This is a genomic window from Acidimicrobiales bacterium (assembly GCA_041394185.1).
GTDB lineage: Bacteria > Actinomycetota > Acidimicrobiia > Acidimicrobiales > Poriferisodalaceae > JAAETH01.
In genome coordinates this window covers 553,142-573,203 of sequence record JAWKIQ010000002.1, presented here as the reverse complement: position 1 = coordinate 573,203, position 20,062 = coordinate 553,142, and the positions used below count along the sequence as shown (strand labels likewise).

At 64.7% G+C, this 20,062-nt stretch carries 15 protein-coding genes; 7 read left to right on the top strand and 8 right to left on the bottom strand.

Annotation, left to right across the window (positions count from 1 at the left end):
- The first annotated feature begins 45 nt into the window (after positions 1-45).
- Positions 46-828: an HDIG domain-containing protein gene (locus R2770_10195; GenBank protein MEZ5280834.1), complete on the top strand. Its 783-nt coding sequence runs from the start codon at positions 46-48 to the stop codon at positions 826-828.
- On the opposite strand, the gene R2770_10190 is transcribed toward R2770_10195, so the two are convergent.
- From R2770_10190 to R2770_10165, 6 genes are all read right to left on the bottom strand, one after another.
- Entirely contained in the window at positions 829-1,617 is a 789-nt protein-coding gene (locus R2770_10190; protein ID MEZ5280833.1) for a hypothetical protein, read from the bottom strand.
- Positions 1,614-2,510 carry an ATP-binding cassette domain-containing protein gene (locus tag R2770_10185; GenBank protein MEZ5280832.1) on the bottom strand — a complete coding sequence of 299 codons (897 nt, stop codon included), beginning with the start codon at positions 2,508-2,510 and terminating at the stop codon, positions 1,614-1,616. Before R2770_10185 ends, R2770_10190 begins: the two co-directional genes overlap by 4 nt.
- A 73-nt stretch (positions 2,511-2,583) precedes the next feature.
- On the bottom strand, positions 2,584-3,378 hold the full coding sequence (locus tag R2770_10180) for a succinate dehydrogenase/fumarate reductase iron-sulfur subunit (protein ID MEZ5280831.1): 795 nt from the start codon (positions 3,376-3,378) through the stop codon (positions 2,584-2,586).
- A complete protein-coding gene (locus R2770_10175; protein MEZ5280830.1) occupies positions 3,375-5,294 on the bottom strand; it encodes a fumarate reductase/succinate dehydrogenase flavoprotein subunit in 1,920 nt (639 codons plus the stop codon). Before R2770_10175 ends, R2770_10180 begins: the two co-directional genes overlap by 4 nt.
- Entirely contained in the window at positions 5,291-6,091 is an 801-nt protein-coding gene (locus R2770_10170) for a succinate dehydrogenase cytochrome b subunit (GenBank protein ID MEZ5280829.1), read from the bottom strand. Before R2770_10170 ends, R2770_10175 begins: the two co-directional genes overlap by 4 nt.
- Positions 6,092-6,236: 145 nt before the next feature.
- Positions 6,237-7,901, bottom strand: a complete 1,665-nt coding sequence (locus tag R2770_10165; protein ID MEZ5280828.1) for a hypothetical protein — start codon at positions 7,899-7,901, stop codon at positions 6,237-6,239.
- A 616-nt stretch (positions 7,902-8,517) separates the two neighbouring features.
- Here R2770_10165 and R2770_10160 point away from each other — a divergent pair.
- On the top strand, positions 8,518-9,933 hold the full coding sequence (locus R2770_10160) for a sigma 54-interacting transcriptional regulator (protein MEZ5280827.1): 1,416 nt from the start codon (positions 8,518-8,520) through the stop codon (positions 9,931-9,933).
- On the opposite strand, the gene R2770_10155 is transcribed toward R2770_10160, so the two are convergent.
- Positions 9,915-10,844 (bottom strand): glycosyltransferase family A protein, encoded by a 930-nt coding sequence (locus tag R2770_10155; GenBank protein ID MEZ5280826.1) that lies wholly within the window; start codon positions 10,842-10,844, stop codon positions 9,915-9,917. The genes R2770_10160 and R2770_10155 overlap by 19 nt on opposite strands.
- Positions 10,845-10,871: 27 nt before the next feature.
- Between R2770_10155 and R2770_10150 the strand changes: the two genes are divergently transcribed.
- Complete coding sequence (locus R2770_10150; GenBank protein MEZ5280825.1) at positions 10,872-11,810, top strand: glycosyltransferase family 2 protein; 939 nt, start codon at positions 10,872-10,874, stop codon at positions 11,808-11,810.
- Positions 11,811-11,826: 16 nt separating this feature from the next.
- Here R2770_10150 and R2770_10145 read toward each other — a convergent pair whose 3' ends face one another.
- Positions 11,827-13,296 (bottom strand): hypothetical protein, encoded by a 1,470-nt coding sequence (locus R2770_10145; protein ID MEZ5280824.1) that lies wholly within the window; start codon positions 13,294-13,296, stop codon positions 11,827-11,829.
- A gap of 76 nt (positions 13,297-13,372) precedes the next feature.
- Between R2770_10145 and R2770_10140 the strand changes: the two genes are divergently transcribed.
- The 4 genes from R2770_10140 to R2770_10125 all read left to right on the top strand — a co-directional run bounded on the left by R2770_10140 (position 13,373) and on the right by R2770_10125 (position 19,822).
- A complete protein-coding gene (locus R2770_10140; protein ID MEZ5280823.1) occupies positions 13,373-13,987 on the top strand; it encodes a hypothetical protein in 615 nt (204 codons plus the stop codon).
- 25 nt (positions 13,988-14,012) lie between these two features.
- Positions 14,013-16,070, top strand: a complete 2,058-nt coding sequence (locus tag R2770_10135; protein ID MEZ5280822.1) for a hypothetical protein — start codon at positions 14,013-14,015, stop codon at positions 16,068-16,070.
- A gap of 140 nt (positions 16,071-16,210) precedes the next feature.
- Positions 16,211-17,533 carry a Na+/H+ antiporter NhaA gene (nhaA, locus tag R2770_10130; GenBank protein ID MEZ5280821.1) on the top strand — a complete coding sequence of 441 codons (1,323 nt, stop codon included), beginning with the start codon at positions 16,211-16,213 and terminating at the stop codon, positions 17,531-17,533.
- Positions 17,534-17,692: 159 nt separating this feature from the next.
- Complete coding sequence (locus tag R2770_10125) at positions 17,693-19,822, top strand: sodium-translocating pyrophosphatase (GenBank protein ID MEZ5280820.1); 2,130 nt, start codon at positions 17,693-17,695, stop codon at positions 19,820-19,822.
- Positions 19,823-20,062 lie beyond the last annotated feature (240 nt).

Genomic DNA, 20,062 nt, shown 5'->3' with positions numbered 1-20,062 from the left:
GGGGTTCTTGTTTTGACCCTAGCGCGACCCTGTCACACTCGACCCATGACCTCTGAAGAATCACAACCCCAAGCTCACGAGGTCCTGTCTGAGGTCCTCCAGCGAGACGACCCGTCCGAGGGTCTCTGGCATCTCGTCGACTCCGGGTGGGCCGACGAGCATCTCCCCGAGCTGCCGGCCCTGCGGCTCGAGCAAGACCCGATTCATCGTCACAAGGACGTTTTGACCCACACCATTGTCGTGACCTCGCAGGCCCCGAGTCGCCTGGTGGTTCGACTGGCCGCCCTGTTCCACGACATCGGAAAGCCGCGCACCCGAAGGTTCGAGCCCGGTGGGGTCACCTTTCACCACCACGAGGCCGTCGGGGCCAAGATGACCCGCAAGCGCATGCGCAAGCTCGGCTACGACGAAGACATCGTGGCCGACGTGTCGCAGTTGGTGTTCCTGTCTGGACGGTTCAAGGGCTACGCCGACGGTTGGTCAGACGCCGCGGTGCGGCGCTATGCGCGCGACGCTGGGCCGTTGCTGGGCGACCTCAACGCTCTGGTGCGCAGCGACTGCACCAGCCGCAACCCGCGTCGCGTGGCCGCCCTCCACGAGGCGCTCGACGACCTCGAACTGCGCATAGCTGACCTCGCTCGCGACGAGGCCCGCAAGGCCGAACGTCCCGAGATCGACGGAGCCAAGGTAATGGAGCACCTGGGCATCGGGCCTGGCCCGGCCGTGGGCGAGGCTATGCGGTTCCTGCTGGACTTGAAGCGTTCGCAAGGAACTCTCGGGGAAGCCGAGGTGCTCGAGCGCCTGGACCAGTGGTGGGCCAGCCGCTGATCAGCAGATGTCGCGCCGGTCGAACACAACGGTGGCCAGGGCGGCTATGACACCAACGGCGACGAGGGCGATGAGGGTCCCGAGCCAGGCACCTCCGGCAGCCGGGGCTTCGCCCAACGCCAGGCCCACCGGAGACAGCGAACCAAAGTCGAAGGCCACGGCACCGAAAGAGGCCGCTGTGGCAAGTGCGCCCACGGCGGCTGGCATCAGCACCCCAGATGACGCAGCCGAAGCGATCATCGCAATCGACGAGATGAATGTCGCGAGGACCATCGCCTTGATCCCAGCTCCGAGAACGGTAAGGGCTCCCACGTCGATCTGGCCCAGTTGAGAACCGACGGCGACCAGTAGTACCGCCGGAGCGGCTGCTTGCACCTGGGCCGCGCTCACGGCTAGCAAGCGCTCGACCAGGAGCTGAGACCGGGTGACCGGATTCGAGACGAGCAACTCGAGTTCGCCGGACCCGGCCGCCCCGGCGAGCGCCCTCGAAGCGCCAACGATTCCCAGTGCGATGAGCACCAGCGGCAACGCCAGAGACAGGAAGGTCGCGTTCAGGTGGCCGATGCCGGTGTCGAGAGACTGGCCGACGCTCAGGCCCAGCAGTCTCGAGGCCGGCGCGGGTAGCTCGCTGGCTGCGGTTGCGGCCCCATCGCGCTCGAGCAAGACAGGTGCCGAAGCGACCGAAGCCACGCCGACGACGGCTAGCACCGCAGAACACAGGGCCGTGTAGGGCTGCAGATCGGACAGGTAGTGGCGTGCTGCCACCCCTACGCGAGGACGCGCCATCATCGCTTGCGCTCCGCCAGCATCCGGTAGTCGACCAACAGTTCGTCGAGGGTTGCGTCGTGGTGGGTCACACGATCGAGGCCTGCGCCTTGGGCGGCGCTGACCAACCTCTCGGGCTCGCCGGCATACAACACACGCGCCTTTGTTCCGTCTACGGCCGCCGCCAGTACCCCGGGCAGAGCCGCTACCCAGGCCTGGTCGGGCGGTTGGGAGAACTCGAGTTCGCTGCGATGCCTGGCCCGCCGCCTCAACCCCTCCAGCGACCCGGTGGCAACAATCTTGCCCCTGTCCAGCAGCATCACAGGGCCACCGAGATGTTCGGCGAGCGTCAGATCCCGTGCGGTGGCCAGGATGGTCGTGCCCGGCCCGCTGACCTCGATCAGCTTGTCCAGGACCCAGCGATGTCGGCCCAGTTGAGCCAGCGGCTCGTCCAGCAGCACCACCTGCGGCGACCGCTGGAAGGCTGCCACCATCGCCAACGCGTGGCATTCGGACTGATCGAGGTCGGCGATCTTGTCGTCGGGTGCCAAGTCGAGGCGAGGAAGTATGTGGTGTCTGGCGGCCCGGTTCGGATCGGTGCGGCGGAACTGGGCCGAGCGATCGAGGAACTTCTCGACACTCAGGTTCTGAGGCAGATGAACCTGAGCCGGCACCCACGCTGTGGCTCTACGTACCTGGTAGGAGGCCCGTCGGGTGTCGAAGCCGGCCACTCTGGCCCGGCCTGAGGTGGGGTGAACCAGGTCTACCAGCAGCCGGAGAAGCGTCGATTTGCCCGCGCCCGGCTGGCCCACCATCGACACTCGGTCGCTGCCGACTATCTCCATCGACAGCTGATCGATTGCGGTGGTGGACCCGAAGCGCTTTGTCAGTTGTTCGGTCTGGACAACCGACTGCATCGACCCCTCCGAAATTGACGCCGCTCTAGTCTGGCACCTCTCGGGTGCAGATGCGATCGCGGCCCGCGAGGGTCTATGGGAAGACCTGACCGGCCAGCTTGCGGTTCTTGATCTTGGACTTCAGGTAGTCGCGGTTCATCCAAGCGATGTTGTCGAGGCTGATCTCCTTGGGGCAGGCCTCGGCACATTCGCCGTGATTGGTGCACGACCCGAAGAACTGCTCCATGGTCTCGACCATGGCCTCGGTGCGCTTCCAGCGTTCGGCCTGGCCCTGCGGCAGCAGGTTCAGGTGGCTGAGCTTGGCCGAGGTGAACAGCTGTGCGGCCGAGTTGGGGCAAGCGGCGACGCAAGCGCCGCAGCCGATGCACGCTGCAGCGTCCATCGCCATGTCGGCGGCATCCTTTGGCACCGGGATGAGGTTGGCATCGGGTGCCGCGCCGGTGTTGACCGAGATGTATCCGCCGGACTCGACGATGCGGTCGAACGGCGAGCGGTCGACGACCAGGTCGCGCACGATGGGAAAGCCACTGGCCCGCCAAGGTTCTACGACGATCTCGTCACCGTCTGCGAAGTTGCGCATGTGCAACTGACAGGTCGTGGTGCCCTTCTTGGGGCCGTGGGCCTTGCCGTTTATCATGACGCCGCACGTTCCGCAGATGCCTTCGCGACAGTCGTGATCGAACTCGATGGGCACGCCGCCCTCTTCGATGATGTTCTCGTTGACTATGTCGAGCATCTCGAGGAACGACATGTCGTCGCTGATGCCCTTCACAGGAACCGTCTGGAAAGAACCCGCCGAATTGGGTCCGTCCTGGCGCCAGACCTTCAGTGTCAGGTTGAGCACCTTTGCGTTTCCGCTGCCGCTCACTTGTAGCTCCTCTGAGTCAGTGCGACGTTCTCGAACTCGAGATCTTCCACATGGCGTGTCTGGACCTGGCCTGCGCCGTTCCACTCCCACGCGGCGACGTGAGCAAAGTTCTCGTCGTCGCGCTTGGCCTCGCCCTCCTCGGTCTGGTGTTCTGACCGGAAGTGGCCTCCGCAGCTCTCTTCGCGCTCGAGGGCGTCGCGAGCCATCAGTTCGGCCAGCTCGAAGAAGTCGGCGACCCGGCCGACCTTCTCGAGGCTCGAGTTGAGCGTCGATGCCGAGCCCGGCACCCTGACGTCCTTCTCGAACTCGGCCTTGAGAGCGGGAATTTCCGAGATCGCTTTCTCGAGGCCGGCCTGGTTGCGCTCCATGCCGATGTAGTCCCACACGATCTTTCCGAGCTCGCGGTGGAACCAGTCGACCGAGCGGGTGCCGTTGACGCTCATCCAACGGTTGGTCTCGTCGGCGATCCCGGACTGGGCCTCGGCGAACACCGGATCGGAGGTCGAAACCGGGTCCGAGCCGAGCTTGCCTGCCAGGTAGTCACCGATGGTGTAGGGCAGCACGAAGTAGCCGTCGGCCAGGCCCTGCATGAGCGCCGAGGCTCCGAGGCGGTTTGCGCCGTGGTCGGAGAAGTTCGCCTCGCCGATCGAGTAACAACCTGGGATGGTGGTCATGAGGTTGTAGTCCACCCACAGGCCACCCATGGTGTAGTGGGTTGCCGGGTAGATCCTCATCGGGACCTTGTACGGATCCTCGCCGGTGATGTTCTCGTACATGTCGAACAAGTTGCCGTACTTGGCCTTGATCGTTTCGACACCGTCGCGGGCGATGGCGTGGCTGAAGTCGAGGTAGACACCGTTCTTCAGCGCCCCCACGCCGCGACCCTCGTCGACGACGGTCTTGGCGTTGCGCGATGCGACGTCGCGGGGCACCAGGTTTCCGAACGCCGGGTACTTCTCTTCGAGGTAGTAGTAGCGCTCGGACTCTGGGATCTGACCCGCAGCCCGGTTGTCGTCCATGCCCCGGGGCACCCAGATGCGGCCGTCGTTGCGCAGCGACTCCGACATCAGCGTGAGCTTGGACTGGAACTCGTCGCTCGACGGAATGCAGGTTGGGTGGATCTGGGTGTAGCACGGGTTGGCGAAGAAGGCGCCCTTGCGGTGTGCCCGCCATGCGGCCGTGGCGTTGCAGGCCATGGCGTTGGTCGACAGGTAGAAGACGTTGCCGTAGCCGCCGGTCGCCAGAACGACCGCGTGAGCCGAGTGAGACGCGATCTCGCCGGTGATGAGGTCGCGGGTGACGATGCCACATGCCTCGCCGTCCTTGACCACCAGGTCGAGCATCTCGGTGCGGGTGTGCAGCTCGACCGTGCCCTCGGCGATCTGGCGAGCCAGAGCCTGGTAGGCACCGATCAGCAGCTGCTGGCCGGTCTGGCCTCGGGCGTAGAAGGTACGGCTCACCTGGGCGCCGCCGAACGAGCGATTGTCGAGCAAGCCGCCGTACTCGCGGGCGAACGGAACACCCTGGGCCGCGCACTGGTCGATGATGTCGACCGATACCTCGGCAAGGCGGTGGACGTTGGCCTCTCGGCTGCGATAGTCGCCACCCTTGACGGTGTCGTAGAACAAGCGGAAGACCGAGTCGCCGTCGTTTGTGTAGTTCTTGGCGGCGTTGATGCCGCCCTGAGCTGCGATCGAGTGAGCCCGTCGTGGCGAGTCGTGGTAGGTGAAGACCTTCACCCGATAGCCCAGCTCGCTGAGGCTGGCCGCTGCCGAGGCACCAGCCAGGCCGGTGCCCACGACGATGATCTCGAACTTGCGCTTGTTGTTGGGGTTGACGAGCTTGACCGAGAACTTGTGGTTGCTCCACTTGTCGCCAATGGGGCCTGCGGGGACCTTCGAATCGAGGATGCTCACGATGCGACCTCCTGGCTGATGACGAGCGCGGCCGGTGCGCTCTCGTGGGTTGCGTTTTCGGAATCGAGGACTCCGGCCTGAACCATGATCGGGAAGCTGAGATTGCCGACCAGGATCAGGGCCGCGAGACCAGCCGACATCGGCTTGCGAACAGCGTTGATGCGGGGGTTGTTGATGCCGATGCTCTGCAGAGCAGACCAGGTGCCGTGGAAGATGTGGACCGCCAAGGCGACGTTGGCGACGATGTAGATGATCGCCACAGGCAGGCTCGAGAGGCTCTCGGAGAGGTTGTGGTACGGGTTGCCGCGGATGAAGTCGTCGCCGAGCCACCAGCCCCAGGTCAGATCGGCCAGGTGGTAGAAGACGTAGAGGATGATGATCGGGCCGGTCCAGCGCATCGTGCGAGATGCGAAGTTGGCAGCGATGAAGTCTTGGCTGCCCTCGTACTTCTTGGCCCCGTCGATCGAGACCTTGGGGCTGGCCTTGCGGCTCATGCGCTGCAGCGACAGGGCCGCGTGGATATGGAGTGCGAAGGCGCCGATGAGCCCGATTCGCATCGCCCACAACAGGTGGGTGCGCGGAACTAGGTGACCGCCCAGGTCGCGGAGCGCCTCGCCGTACTCGTTGATGTCTTCAGGCCCGAGGTAGGCCTTGAAGTTGCCGAGCATGTGGACCACGACGAACCCGATGAGCATCAGGCCGGTGAGACCCATTACCCACTTGCGCCCGACCGCAGAGCGGTAGAGCTGGACCGGCCAGGGGAGCGTCTTTCTCGGAGCGGGTCTGATCGGGGTCACACCGCGCTGTGTCGAGGTAGCAGCCATATGTGGGAATGCCTCCACTCGATGTATCGGGCGTGTCCGCCGAACGGCGGCGAACACTCTTGCTGAAAGGTACTCGCGTCAGAGGTGCCCAACGACAATCGGGTCGACCGCATTCCCATCAGGCTGTCGGCGAGACCCTGGTCCGATAGATGTTGACGCTGTCGACCCCGGGGGCGGTCACCTTCAACTCGATGCTGATTTGGCCCGCCGCGGCAGGCACGGTCCAGGCGATATCGCCCACCCGGTTGACGCTGTCGGCGCCGAGAGTTCCCTCGAAGATCCAAACCCGGGGTTCCATCTCGGAGGTCAGCTTCACCTCGAGCTTGGCGTCGATGGATTGCCGCAGGTCCGAGACCACGTGGATCACCTGCTTGTGCTCGACACCGGGCTGCACGGTTGTCGGCAGAGGGTCTGCAATTGCGAGCACCGGGCTACATGCGGTGGCGAGTGCTGCCAGTGCAGGCTTTGGACGGCGGTCACTGCCGATCACCGCACACGAGATCTGCGGCGTGGGGTCGAGCAGGTGGAACTGGCAGAACCCTCCGGTCGGCTTGTACTTGAGCAGCCGCAGCGTCTCTATCTGACGCCTGATGACCTCGGCCTGGTACGTCTGCAGCGCTTCGGTCCACTCCGCGAAGGTGTCGAAGCCTTCTATCGGAAGGCGGTCGAGGGCCACGTCCACGTGCAGGCCGAAGCGATCGCTCAGGTAGGCCCAGTCGACTTCTGCCGGGTGCATGGAACCCCAATCCTGCAGGCCCAACGACGGCAGGGGCGGAGGCGCCTGGGCGCCAAATTCGCTGACGAAGCGCACCACCCGAGGGATTCGGGCCGCCAGCGACTTGAGTCCGTCTATGTCGCCCTGGAACCAGCCGAAGTACCAGTGGCCGTCGGTGCCGTCCAGTTGGGGCGGATGTGGCAGCACGCCCGAGTGGGGGATGACGGGTCGGGAGGGATCGGCCTTCTGTATCGCCCGTTTGACAGCGTGGTCCAGGACCGTGCGGTTCCAAGACGGCCTCTCGTGTTGCCACAGGCTGCGTCGCAAGAATCGGTTCGAGGGCTGGGCGTCTTCTCGGTGGCCCGGTCTGGCTTCCAGCGGTATCGGCTCGTTGTGGCCGCACCAGATGACAATCGATGGATGGTGCGCCAGCAGATCGACCATTGCCTCGGCTTGGCGTTCGGCGCTCTTGCGGATTCCTCTGGCATGGCCCCACTGGAGCGGGAAGTCCTGCCAGACCAGCACCCCAGCGGCGTCTGCTTGCCTGTAGAACTCGGGTGGAGCGATGTGCCCATGCACCCGCACCAGGTTCAGGCCGGCGTCCTTGACCGTGTCGAGGACCCACCGGTGGTCGTCATCGGTCTGCGAGCTGAGGTCCGCTCCGATCGGGCCGAGGTTGGTGCCCTTCAGGAACACGCGCTCGCCGTTGATCGACGCGATCCAGTTGCGCAGCTCCATCGACCTGATGCCGATGCGGCGCTTGCGGGTGTGGCTGACCTCGCCGGCCAGCTCGACCTCGACACGTATGTCGTGCAGGTTCGGATCGCCGAGGTCATGGGGCCACCACAGCTGCGGCTGTTCGATGGCGACGCGCCACTCGATCTCGTTCGAGCCGGTGGCGAGCACCTGCTCTTCCTCCACCGTCGCGATCTGGCCGGTTCCCTCCGAATCCGACGACGGGTCGACCAGCGTTCTGACAACCACCGTGTGGGTGGCCACCGAGTCGAGCTTGGCGTGGAACTGCAGAATCGCCACTGCACTGTCGGCTTCGACGACCGTCACCCTCAACGTGTTGATTCGAATGGGTCCTGTGTCTTCGATGCGAACCCTGCGCCACACACCGCCCGGGTTGAGCGAAGGGTCGAGGTTGTCCCAGTGCTGCAGAACGCCGGTGATGTTGCGCTTGGCGGTGAGGTCGCCTGGTGTGCGGCACGAAGCCTCGATCGCCAGGACGTGGCTGGTGCGCCTTGACCGCCTCGGATATTTCGAACACGTGAGGCTGGAAATAGCCTTCGGTGTCGCCTATGTAGGCGCCATCGAGCCAGATGTCGCCCTGATAGCAAAGGCCGTCGATGCTGAGCCAGGTCCGCGAGCCGGGACCGGGCCAGGTGGCATCGAATCGGGTGCGGTAGAGCACCTCGTCCTCGTCGGCCAGTGCCGGCGTCGAGCGCCACAGACCAGGTACCGCCACCGGCAGCCACGTCGAATCGTCGAAGTGCGGATCGGCGAACGAACGCCTGAGGTCTTCATCGGGCACCGCCGCGACCCAGGGTCCGTCGAGGGTGACGCTCGCGTCGAATCGAGCATCGGTGGGGCGCCTTGCGGTCACCGTGACACGCTACGTCGTTCGCAGGTGGCTCCGATAGGGTCACCGTGTTCAGGTCGATAGCGCGAGGGGTGTTTCATGAGCCGACCATCCACGTTGGGTGAGTTGAAGGCGTCGGGGTGGGAGTCTCTTCCGGTCAAAGAAGAGATGCGTCGCAACGCCCTGCGCCTCATCGCAGCCGGAGAGCCGCTGTTCGAGGGGGTTCTGGGCTACGAGAACACCGTGCTGCCCCAGCTCGAGAACGCGATATTGGCTGGTCACGACGTGATCTTCCTGGGCGAGCGGGGTCAGGCCAAGACCCGCATGATCCGCTCGCTCACGAACCTGCTCGACGAGTACTGCCCCATCGTCGCTGGTTCGGAGATCCTCGACGATCCCTACAACCCGATCTCCAAGTACGCAAAGGACCTGCTGGCCGAGAACGGTGACGAAACGCTCATCGACTGGGTTCACCGCGACCATCGCTTCGGCGAGAAGCTGGCCACGCCCGATACGTCCATCGCCGACCTCATCGGCGAGGTCGACCCCATCAAGGTCGCCGAAGGGCGCTATCTGTCCGACGAGCTCACCCTTCACTACGGCCTGGTTCCGCGCACCAACCGTGGCATCTTCGCAATCAACGAACTACCCGACCTCGCCGAGCGCATCCAGGTCGGTCTCTTGAACGTCCTTGAAGAACGCGACGTGCAGGTTCGCGGCTACAAGGTCAGGCTGCCCCTCGACGTGATGCTGGTCGCGTCGGCCAACCCCGAGGACTACACCAACCGCGGCCGTCTCATCACCCCGCTGAAGGACCGATTCGGCAGCCAGATCCGCACCCACTATCCACTCGATGTCGACATCGAGATGGACATCGCCCTGCAAGAGGCCCACTTCCCCGAGGCTGTGTTGGCCGACGGCACCACCATCACGGTCACCGTCCCCGAGGTCATGACCGAGATCGTCACCACCTTCAGCCACGTCGCTCGTTCCAGCCCGCACGTCAACCAGCGCTCGGGTGTGTCGGTGCGCATGACCGTCAGCAACCTCGAGGTTCTCGTCGCGAACGCCACCAGGCGAGCCCTCTCCAGGGGCGAGACCCACGTCGTGCCCCGCGTCAGCGACCTCGACGCGCTCGTGGCCTCCACCAGCGGCAAGATCGAGATCGAATCGATGGACGACGGGCGCGAGTCCATGATCATCGAGTCGATGTTGCGCCAGTCGATCCTCGAGGTCTTCCGCGGCCACTTCACCACCGAGGAACTCCGAGCCGTCGTCGAGGGGTTCGAGAACGGTGTGGTCGTGCACACCGGCGACGACCTGGGGGTCGACCAGTACGTGTCGATGCTCGAGACCGTCCCGGCTCTGAAAGACGCCGTTGCCGAGGTCGCCGACTCGCAAGACCCAGCGGTTGTTGCGTGCGCGGTCGAGTTGGTGCTGGAAGGCCTGCATCTCAACAAGCGCCTCAACAAGGACGCTGTCGGCGCGAGGGCCACCTATCGGGGCCGGGGCTGAGGTGTCCGTGCCCTTCGACGAGCGCGCAGGTGCCAGCGGGCTTCGGTAACCACCGCGTTCGCCCCCACAGCGGTCGTTGCCAGCAGTGACGACGTTCGAGTCGGCGCCCAGGCGTAAGTTGCCCGAACAAACGACCGCACCAGCCTCGGGGAGCGTGCCGTCGGTTTGGCGTTCGGGGAAAACCAGCGCGCGATATCGGCCTTAGACCGATTGGCCGAGCGCGAATCGGACGCGTGGCGCCTCCGTTTGAAAAGTCGATCATCGACCTCGACCACGTGACCTCTGAGAGCCATCTCGAGCAGCAGCGTGTAGTCGCTCGAGTCGAAAGGTTGGATGAGATCGGTGCTCAATAGGGTCGAGCGGCGGTGAAGGCCGAAGACGGCGTGGCACATCCGAAGTCTCCACAGGAGCCGGACCGCCCGGTGGGTTGGGCTGTCGATATCGAGGTCGAGATGCTCGTCGTGCTCGCGAACCGCAGACCCGACCTCGTCGATGATCACGCTGCTGGGGTATACGAGACAAACCTCCGGCCGATCCTTGAACGCGCGCAGACATGCTTCGATGCAGGTCGGTTCCAATAGGTCGTCGTGGGCCAACCATTGGAAGAATTCCCCGTTCGCAGCATGAACGAGCCGGTTGTAGTTGAAGGCGGCGCCCCTGTTGTGGTCGCTTGGCAGGAGCCTGATGCGTTTGTCACGGCTGGCCGCGTCGCGCACGATGTCCCTGGTGTCGTCGCAACTGGCGTTGTCGGCGACGAGGATCTCGATGTTGCCGTAGGTCTGCGACGAGGCGGAGGCGAGAGCCTCGGCTATGAAGTCTGACCCGTTGAAGACCGGGATGCCTATCGACACCAGCCCCGTCACCGAACTGTCGGTTGCAAGTCGGAGGGCCGGGTCACCCAATTTGTCCACCACAATAAGTGAGATTAGCCTCCGGCCATGGATACCGAAATGACGGTGGCTTTCTGTGTCCTCACAACCGCGCGGGCCGAGAGAATACTGGGGTTGTTGGAGTCGGTCTCGGCGCTCGAGGTTCCAGCCGGTGTCAACGCCTGGCTACTGTTAGTGGTGAACACAGCCGAGCCCGTCGAGCTCGATGTCAGTGCTGTCCGCAACATGGCGGTTCGTGTGGTTCACGAGCCGCGGGTAGGTCTGGCCTCGGCCCGCAACCGAGCTGTTGCCGAGACTCGTGGGTCCGACCTCTTGGTCTTTCAAGACGATGACGAGCGGCCCCGTCCAGATTCGCTGGCGCGGTTGGTCGAGGCGTATCAAAGCAGTGGAGCCGACGTAGTGCAGGGATCTTCTACTCCGGCTTTCCCCAGTGATGTGCCGCAATGGGCCCTCGACCTGAGGCTCTACAGTCGTCACTTTGCTCCGGGCTTGGTTGCCATTCCCCCTTTCATGGCGCGTACCAGCAATGTCTTGATCCGCCGGGACAGCCTCCCCTCGGACAGCCCATTCGATCCCGCTCTCAATTCGACGGGCAGTGAAGACACGCATTTGTTCCGGCAGATGGCCGACGCCGGGGCACGCTTTGTGGCAGTTGATGAGGCGTGTGTCGACGAGCCGATTCCGGCTGATCGCGTCAGCGCGAGGTGGTGGATCCGGCGCGGCTACCAGATCGGTTGGGGAGTCTCGTATCACCTGTGGGCCTCGAACCCGTCATGGTGGAGACGTATACGACGTCTGGGGCGTGGGCTGAAGGAGATTTCGGGCTCGGTTGGTCTAGCCGCCATGGGAATGTTCGACGGCAATGCGACTGTACGCGCCGGCTATCGCGGGGCCTACGGTGCTGGACTGGTCGCAGGCGCTTTCGGGAGTCGTTTCGCCCCCCGCCCGTATGGGGGAAAGATCGAGGGCGGCCGTCGCCGCGGTTGATCTCTGCTCGCCCCGGTCAGCCGTTGACCGTAGCGATGGCCGTGATCGGCGAGGTCGGGGGGTTGTCACCAAGGCTGCCCAGGAACGGACCACCGAAGGCGAACACACCGCCATCTCCGGCGATCAGCAGATAGCCGGCACCGTAGGGAACCATTGCGTTCACCGGCGCTACGGGCACAACCCCCAGACCTGGCAGGGAGCCGACGAAGGGCGCATCGCCGAACGCGAACACGCCGCCGTCGCAGCCGACCAGCCAATAGCCGTCGGGGCCCGAGGCGACCATTCCAGCTATCGGGCAATTGAGCGTCACCCCGGGCAGGATCTGGGGGATGCTGCCGAGAAAGCGGTCGGTGCCGAAGCTGAACACGCCGCCATCGGTGCCCAGCATGCGGTAGCCGTCGCCCACCGGGTTCACGGCCCCCGCGATGATCGGCCCGGCTAGGTTCAGGTCCGAAACGTCGCCCAGATGCGGCACGCCGCCCACGGCGACGACCCGGCCGGCGTCGCTGAATATCCAGTAGCCGCGGTTCAACGGATCGATCTTGACGTCGACCGGCGTATCGCCCGGCGCGCCCACATCTGCGGGCGGAGCGTCGGTGGGTGCGTTGCCGAATGGGTGAACGCTCCAGTCGTCTGCCACCACCAGGTAGCCATCGCCGGTCCTGGTGGTGTCGATCGCAACGGCGGTGACGCCGTCGGCGAGCGGCACGCTTCCGCGGTCGACGGCCGAGCCGAACGTGAACACCCCGCCGCTCTCGCCGAGCAGGTAGTAGCCGGGCTCGGGGTCGTAGAGATCGGTCTCGATGAATGCGTGACGGCCCGTGGTCTGGAAGTTGACCTGATCGCGGTCCAGTCCCAGCAGCAGGCCGCGGTCGATGACCTCGATGTCGTACACGCCTATCTGGACGTTGGTCGTGGGGTTCCAGTCGAGAACCTCACCCGTTTGGGGGTCGAGGGCCGCCAGCTGGTAGCGAGCCTTGGCACCGTCCATGTCGACGTTGTTGAACGGATCGCACGGCGCCGGCTTGTCCTCGTAGACGTAGTCGGCTGCCTGGTCGGTTCGAATCGGGCCCAGGCCCTTGGCATAACAGAAGTGGCCCCCGACATAGACGGCCTCGTCCGACACACCGACGGCCAGCGACGAATCGAACATCGACGTGACCCAGAGGTTCTCTTCGAGACCGGGCCAGTTGGCCGTCGGGAACGCTATGGCCTTGTCGCACTCGTAGTGGCCCTTCTCGACCACGACGAAGAACGAGCCGTCGGGCGAGTATTCGGCGTCGCGGATGGTCAGCGCCTCGCCGTCGGCGCAGCGCAGTCTTGCCGCCGCGTACCAGTCGGTGCGCCAGTCGCTGACCTTGTCGGTGGTCAGGTCGATCTGGGGCCACTCCGGTGCGGGGAAGGCCGCCGACCTGGGTGTTCGAGGTTGCCACCAGCAGTCGCGTGCCATCGGGGTGTACATCGAGGGCGCGAACCGAGCTGGCACCGTCAAATCCGATCCCGCCGGTGACGTCTGCCCTGAACGGGTCGAGCTCGCCGGTGGTGATGTCCAAGGCGGCCAGGTGGCTGCGCGGCTGACCGTCGACCTCGACGAACGAACCTCCGATGTAGACCCGCTTCCCGTCGTCTGCGATCTCGTGCACCTTGGCTTCTACGACCACCTCGAATTCGGCGACCACCTCGCCGGCGAGGTCGAGCTTGGCCATGCGCTGGCGCTCGACGCCGTCTATGTGGGTGAACCGGCCGCCCAAGAACAGGCCGCTGCCGTCTGTTGCCACGGCCAAGCCCAAGACCTCGCCGTCGACCACCGGATCGAACGACTCGACCAGCTCGCCGCTGTCGATGTCGTATGCGATCAGGTTGGCTCGGTCGACGATCGACCCGTCGGGGCGCTTGACCTGGGTGAACTCGCCACCCACCACCACCATGTTGGCGAACACGACGTTGGCGTTGACCACGCCGTCGAGCACCTTGGGAACGTCGAGGCGCGGCGACTCGGGAACGACGCGACCGTGTTCTGGGCCTCGCTCGGCGCCCGCAGTTCCCACGAAGGTGGCGATCACGGCGAGCAAGGCCAGCGCGGGGATGCCGATACGAATCGGGTTCGGGCGCGCGGTCAACAGCTTCATGGTTCTACATCGGTAGTCGATGGACGGAACTCAAGGGCGTCGGGGTAGCCTCCGATCGCAGAAGGGGGCAGACATGGGCATCCTCAGAGGTCGACTGAACCAGCGCACCGAGAGGGATCGCGAGGGTTCGCGCTTCAGGTATTCGGCCTGGGATGGCACCCAGGTCGGCTTCGAGATGGACGCCGACGCGCTGTTCGGCGAGCTGACCGACGACCTGCTCTACCACGGTGATCTCAACGCCGCCCTTCGTCGCCTGATGCAGCAAGGCATGACCGACGCCGACGGCAACCAACTGGTTGGTCTGCGCGAGATGCTCGAACGCCTCCGCGAGCAGCGTGAGGCGCGCCTAGACCGCTTCGACCTGGGCGGCGTCTACGACGAAATCCGCGACCAGCTCGACGACATCGTCGAGGACGAGCGCGACGCCATCGCCGACCACATCGAAGACGCCAAGGCGTCCGGCGACGACCGCCTGGCCGACATCGCCGAACAATCCATGCAGGAGAAGAACCTCCAGCTCGACCTGATGCCCCCTGACCTGGCCGGCAAGGTGTCGAGCCTCAGCGACTACGAGTTCGTCTCGCCAGAGGCTCGTGAGCGCTTCGAGGAGCTGATGGAGCAGCTGCGTCAGGAGTTGGCCGAGAGCTACTTCAACCAGATGGCCGGCGCCATGGAGTCGATCACGCCAGAAGACATGGCGCGCATGAAGGACATGATGGCCGAGCTCAACCAGATGCTCGAGGCCCATCAGCGCGGTGAAGAGACCGACTTCGACGGCTTCATGGAGAAGTACGGCGACTTCTTCCCCGAGAATCCCCAGTCCATCGACGAACTGCTCGAGATCATGGCCCAGAGGATGGCCGCGATGCAGGCGATGATGAACTCGATGTCGCCCGAGCAGCGTCAGCAGCTTCAGGAGCTGATGGACCAGCTGATGAACGACATGGACCTGCAGTTCCAGGCCCAGCAACTCAGCCAGAACCTCCAGCAGATGTTCCCCCAGATGGGGTGGAACAACCGCTACGAGTTCGGTGGCGACGAGCAGATAGGCATCGGGCAGGCGTCGGGCGTCATGCAAGAGTTGGGCGAGCTCGACGCCCTCCAGCAGTTGCTGGGGCAGGCATCCACCCCCGGGGCCTTGGCAGACATCGACTTCGACCGCGTGGCCGACCTGCTCGACAAGGAGAGCGCCGAGAGCCTTCAGCGCATGGCGCAGATGGCGCGCATGCTCGAAGAGGCGGGTCTGGTCGACAACAAGGAGGGTCGCCTCGAGCTGACCCCCAGAGCCATACGCAAGATCGGGTCCAACGCCCTGGCCGAGCTGTTCCACAAGCTCACCAGCGACAAGGTCGGCAAGCACAAGGTCGACAAGGTCGGCATCGGCCACGAGCGCGCCTACCAGACCAAGGAGTACGAGTTCGGCGACCCGTTCAATCTCAACATCGAACAGACGGTGCGAAACGCCATACGCCGAACCGGTGGCGGAACGCCCGTCTCGTTGTCGCCAGAAGACTTCGAGATCGAGCGCACCGAGATGACCACCAGGGCCAGCACCGTGCTGATGCTGGACCTCAGCCTGTCGATGCCCATGAGGGACAACTTCTTGCCAGCCAAGAAGGTGACCATGGCGCTGCATTCGCTGATAACCAGCCAATACCCCCGCGACTACATGGGCATCGTGGGGTTCGCCGAGTCTGCCCGCGAGCTGACCGCGGCCGAACTGCCCGAGGTCTCGTGGGATTTCGCCTACGGCACCAACATGCAGCACGGCTTCATGATCGCCAGGCGGCTGCTGGCGGGCCAGACCGGCACCAAGCAGATCATCATGATCACCGACGGCGAACCTACGGCACACTTGATGCCGCACGGCGGGGTCTACTTCAACTATCCGCCAGTTCAAGAGACCATCGACGCGACCATGAAAGAAGTCGTCCGCTGCACCAAGGACGGCATCAGGATCAACACCTTCATGCTCGACCCCGACGGTGGGCTCAGACGTTTCATCGAACAGCTCAGCGCCTACAACGGCGGCCGGGCGTTCTTCACCACCCCGGACAACCTGGGCGACTATGTGCTGGTCGATTTCGTCGAGCACCGGCGCAAGCTGTTGGCCGGTCGCGCCCGCTTCTGACGCACCTGCCAGCGATGCGCTTGTAATCCCGGTCGACCTGCCGACTGGAACTCGTCAGAGAGGCCCGATGGGGCCTCAACAGTAGGGCCCGATGGGGCCTCAACGGTGTGGCAACCGCGCCTCGGTACTGTGGAGCATCAATGGCAGGACATGCGTTTTCCAATTTCGTCAAACGCCCGACCTTCGTGGCGAGCGACAAGGCTCTGGCCCGCTACGTGGCCCGGCCGGTGCTGCGTTTCATCGATACCGAGGTGGCCTCGGGCATCCTCTTGCTGATCGCCACCGCGGCTGCCCTGATCTGGGCGAACGCCGGCGACAGCTACAACGAGTTCTGGCACACCGAGATGTTGCTCGAGGTCGGCTCGTGGACCGCCGAGATGTCGTTGGCCCACTTCGTGAACGATGCCCTGATGGCGTTGTTCTTCTTCGTGGTCGGCCTCGAGATCAAGCGTGAACTCGTAGTCGGACGCCTCGCGAACCCCCGTGTCGCAGCCCTGCCCGGCATTGCGGCCCTGGGCGGCATGGTCGTTCCGGCGCTGCTGTTCTTCCTGGTCAACCTGGGCGGAGACGGCGTGCCGGGCTGGGGCATACCCATGGCCACCGACATCGCCTTTGCGCTCGGGGTCGTTGCCCTTCTTGGCAGCCGTGTCTCGCCCGAGCTCAAGCTGTTCTTGCTGACGCTGGCCATCGTCGACGACATCGGCGCCATCGCCGTCATCGCGATCTTCTACAGCAGCGGCCTCGATTTTGCTTGGCTGGCCCTGGCCATCGCCGGTTTGGCGCTCACGCGGGCGCTGCAGGTAGCCAGGGTTTGGGCGCTACCGGTTTATGTGATCGTGGGGGTCTTCGTCTGGTACGCCACATGGCAGTCGGGTGTCCACGCCACCATCGCCGGCGTCGCCCTTGGTCTGATGACCCCCGCCCTGCCCCTGCTCACCCGTGAGGAGGCCGAAGACATCGCTGACGACCTGCCGACCGATCCCTCGGCCGAGGAGATCCGCCAGGCTGCGTTCTTGTTGCGCAACGAGGTCGGCATCTGCCAGTGGCTCGAGACCCATCTGCATCCCTTCACCGGCTACGTGATCATCCCGATCTTCGCCCTCGCCAACGCGGGCATCCTCATCAGCGGCGACGCGATCTCCGATGCGGCATCGAGCCGGGTGACCATCGGCATCATCGTCGGCCTGGTGCTGGGCAAGCCGATCGGAATCATGCTGTTCACGTTCTTCGCCACCAAGCTGGGCTTCGAACTGCCGCCAGGTGTCCGCTGGGCCCAGTTCCTGGGCATGGGGCTGGCCGCAGGCATCGGGTTCACAGTCTCGATCTTCATCAGCGGTTTGGCCTACACCGACTCGGCGGTACTCCACTTCGTGCCAGAGGCCAAGATCGGCATCCTGGTGGCATCTGCCATCGCAGCAATTGCTGCGCTGTTGGCGCTGAGGGCCTCGAGCGATCCAGCCTGACGTCCGGTTCGCCGCGGCGGCTCCAGCGTTACGGTTTGCGCGAATATTTGAAGCGACCACTTCCCAGCACCTACGGTTCCCGGATGCCCCCGAGCCTTAGACGCGCGCTCTGAGCGCTGCATCTTCGACGCTCACATCTCCCGAACAAGAAGGAAACACGTGGAAGCGGTTCCCTACCTAGCCCTGGTCGCGTCTGCCGCGGCGTTGGCGCTCGCTTACTACTTCGCTCAAGTTGTGCTTGCTGCCGACCAAGGCACCGACCTCATGAAAGAGATCGGCGAAGCCATCCGCGAAGGCGCGATGGCGTTCCTACGCCGTGAGTATCAGTGGGTCTCGGCTTTCGTCGCCGCGATGTTCATCCTGTTGCTGGTGGTTCCGATCGATGGTCGGCCCTATGCATCGTTCGCCTATTTGATGGGCGCGGTGCTCAGCTCGATCGCAGGTTTTATCGGCATGCGCATCGCCACCGCTGCCAACACCCGCACGGCCAACGCGGCCCGCGAGGGTGCTGCCAAAGCGCTTCCCTTGGCATTCAAGGGTGGGGCGGTCATGGGCTTCAGCGTCGCCGGCCTGGCTCTGTTCGGCATCTCGCTCAACTACCTGCTGTGGGTCACCTGGATCGGCGTCGACGACGCCTTCCAGGTCGTGGCTGCCTTCGGTTTGGGCGCCAGCTCCATCGCCCTGTTTGCCCGTATCGGTGGCGGCATCTACACCAAGGCCGCCGACGTCGGCGGTGACCTTGTGGGCAAGGTCGAAGCCGGAATTCCCGAGGACGACCCCCGCAACCCGGCCACCATCGCCGACTCGGTCGGCGACAACGTCGGCGACGTCGCCGGCATGGGCGCCGACCTGTTCGAGTCATACGCCGGTTCGATCGTCGCTCCCGTGGTGCTGGTCTCGCTGCTGCTGCCGGGTGCGTTCATCAACGACGCCGGCGAGCTCGTCTCCGACTTCGGCAACGTCGAATCGCTCCTGCTGTTCCCCATCCTCATCGGTGCCTTCGGCATGATCGCGTCGATCATCGGTGCCCTGCTCACCAGGGGCCGCGAGGGCGCATCGTTGTCGGCGCAGCTGCACCAGGGTCAGTACATCTCGATGGCCTTGACCGTCGTGCTCGCGATCGTCGCCGCGTTCTGGATGTTCGGCGGTGACGAGGTCACCGTCGGAGCCGAGACCTTCGACCTGATCGACAATCCGTTCTACCTCGCCTTGACCATCATCATCGGTCTGTTCGGTGGCTGGGCCATCGGATTCACTTCCGAGTACTTCACCTCAGATCACTATGCGCCGGTGAAGGGCATCGCCCAACAGGCAGAGACCGGTCCGGCCACGGTGACGATCGCTGGTATCGCCCAGGGCAAGCTCTCGACACTTCCTGCTGTCGTTCTCGTCGCAGCCATGATCGCCTCCACCTACTGGCTTGGCGGCGCGGCCTTCGTCGAGGGCGCTCCTGACGCCATCGGCCTCTATGGCGTGGCCCTGGCTGCCATCGGCATGCTCGCTGTCACTGGCGTGATCGTGGCCGTCGACGCCTACGGTCCCATCGCCGACAACGCGGGCGGCATCGCCGAGATGGCAGAGCTTCCGCCCGAGGTTCGTGAGGTGACCGACTCGCTCGACTCGCTCGGCAACACGACGGCTGCCGTCGCCAAGGGCTTCGCGGTCGGCTCGGCTGCCGTCACGGCGTTGGCTCTGTTCAAGTCGTTCAGCCTCACAGCCGGCGCCGAGTTGGTGCTCGACATCAACCGCACCGATGTCACGATCGGCCTGTTCCTGGGAGCGATGACCCCGTTCATCTTCGCCGCCTTGACGATGGCGTCGGTCGGCCGGGCCGCCCAGGCGATGATCGTCGAGGTGCGCCGCCAGTTCGCCGAGATTCCGGGGCTCCGCGAGGGCAAGCCTGGCGTCAAGCCAGACAGCCGCCGCTGCGTCGACATCTCCACGCAGGCCGCTCTGCGCGAGATGTTGCTTCCCGGCGGCCTGGCCGTTGTCCTGCCGCTCGTGTTCGGATTCATCAGCGTGCACCTGCTCGGCGGCTTCCTCGCCGGTGCGGTCGTCACCGGCTTCCTGATCGCCATCTACATGGCCAACTCGGGTGGCGCCTGGGACAACGCCAAGAAGTACATCGAGGCGGGCGCCCACGGCGGCAAGGGCTCAGACGCCCACAAGGCTGCCGTTGTCGGCGACACCATCGGCGACCCGTTCAAGGACACCTCCGGTCCGGCCATGAACATCCTCATCAAGGTCATGACCATCGTCAGCCTGGTGTTCGTGCCTGCGTTCATCTGAGGTTCTGACATCTCGCAACGAGACGGGCCCCGCCGCGACCTTTCGGTAGCGGCGGGGCCCTCTCGCGTTCGGCCTCCGAAACACAGGGTTCACGCCCCGGTCGAACGCCCGTGACAAGGGCGCTCTACCGTGATGTTTACGCCCAGCCAGGCGCCGCAGCAGCGACGTGGTGGACTGTGACGGATCACTAGATCTCCCCCCTAGAGCGCGCAGCCCTGCGGTCCCCCTCCGCAGGGCTGC

What these genes read in the sequence shown, in the direction of transcription:
- R2770_10195 (MEZ5280834.1), top strand. Translation starts at nt 46, where the DNA reads ATGACCTCTGAAGAATCACAACCCCAAGCTCACGAGGTCCTGTCTGAG.
- R2770_10190 (MEZ5280833.1), bottom strand. Translation starts at nt 1,617, where the DNA reads ATGATGGCGCGTCCTCGCGTAGGGGTGGCAGCACGCCACTACCTGTCC.
- R2770_10185 (MEZ5280832.1), bottom strand. Translation starts at nt 2,510, where the DNA reads ATGCAGTCGGTTGTCCAGACCGAACAACTGACAAAGCGCTTCGGGTCC.
- R2770_10160 (MEZ5280827.1), top strand. Translation starts at nt 8,518, where the DNA reads ATGAGCCGACCATCCACGTTGGGTGAGTTGAAGGCGTCGGGGTGGGAG.
- R2770_10150 (MEZ5280825.1), top strand. Translation starts at nt 10,872, where the DNA reads ATGGATACCGAAATGACGGTGGCTTTCTGTGTCCTCACAACCGCGCGG.
- R2770_10135 (MEZ5280822.1), top strand. Translation starts at nt 14,013, where the DNA reads ATGGGCATCCTCAGAGGTCGACTGAACCAGCGCACCGAGAGGGATCGC.
- nhaA (MEZ5280821.1), top strand. Translation starts at nt 16,211, where the DNA reads ATGGCAGGACATGCGTTTTCCAATTTCGTCAAACGCCCGACCTTCGTG.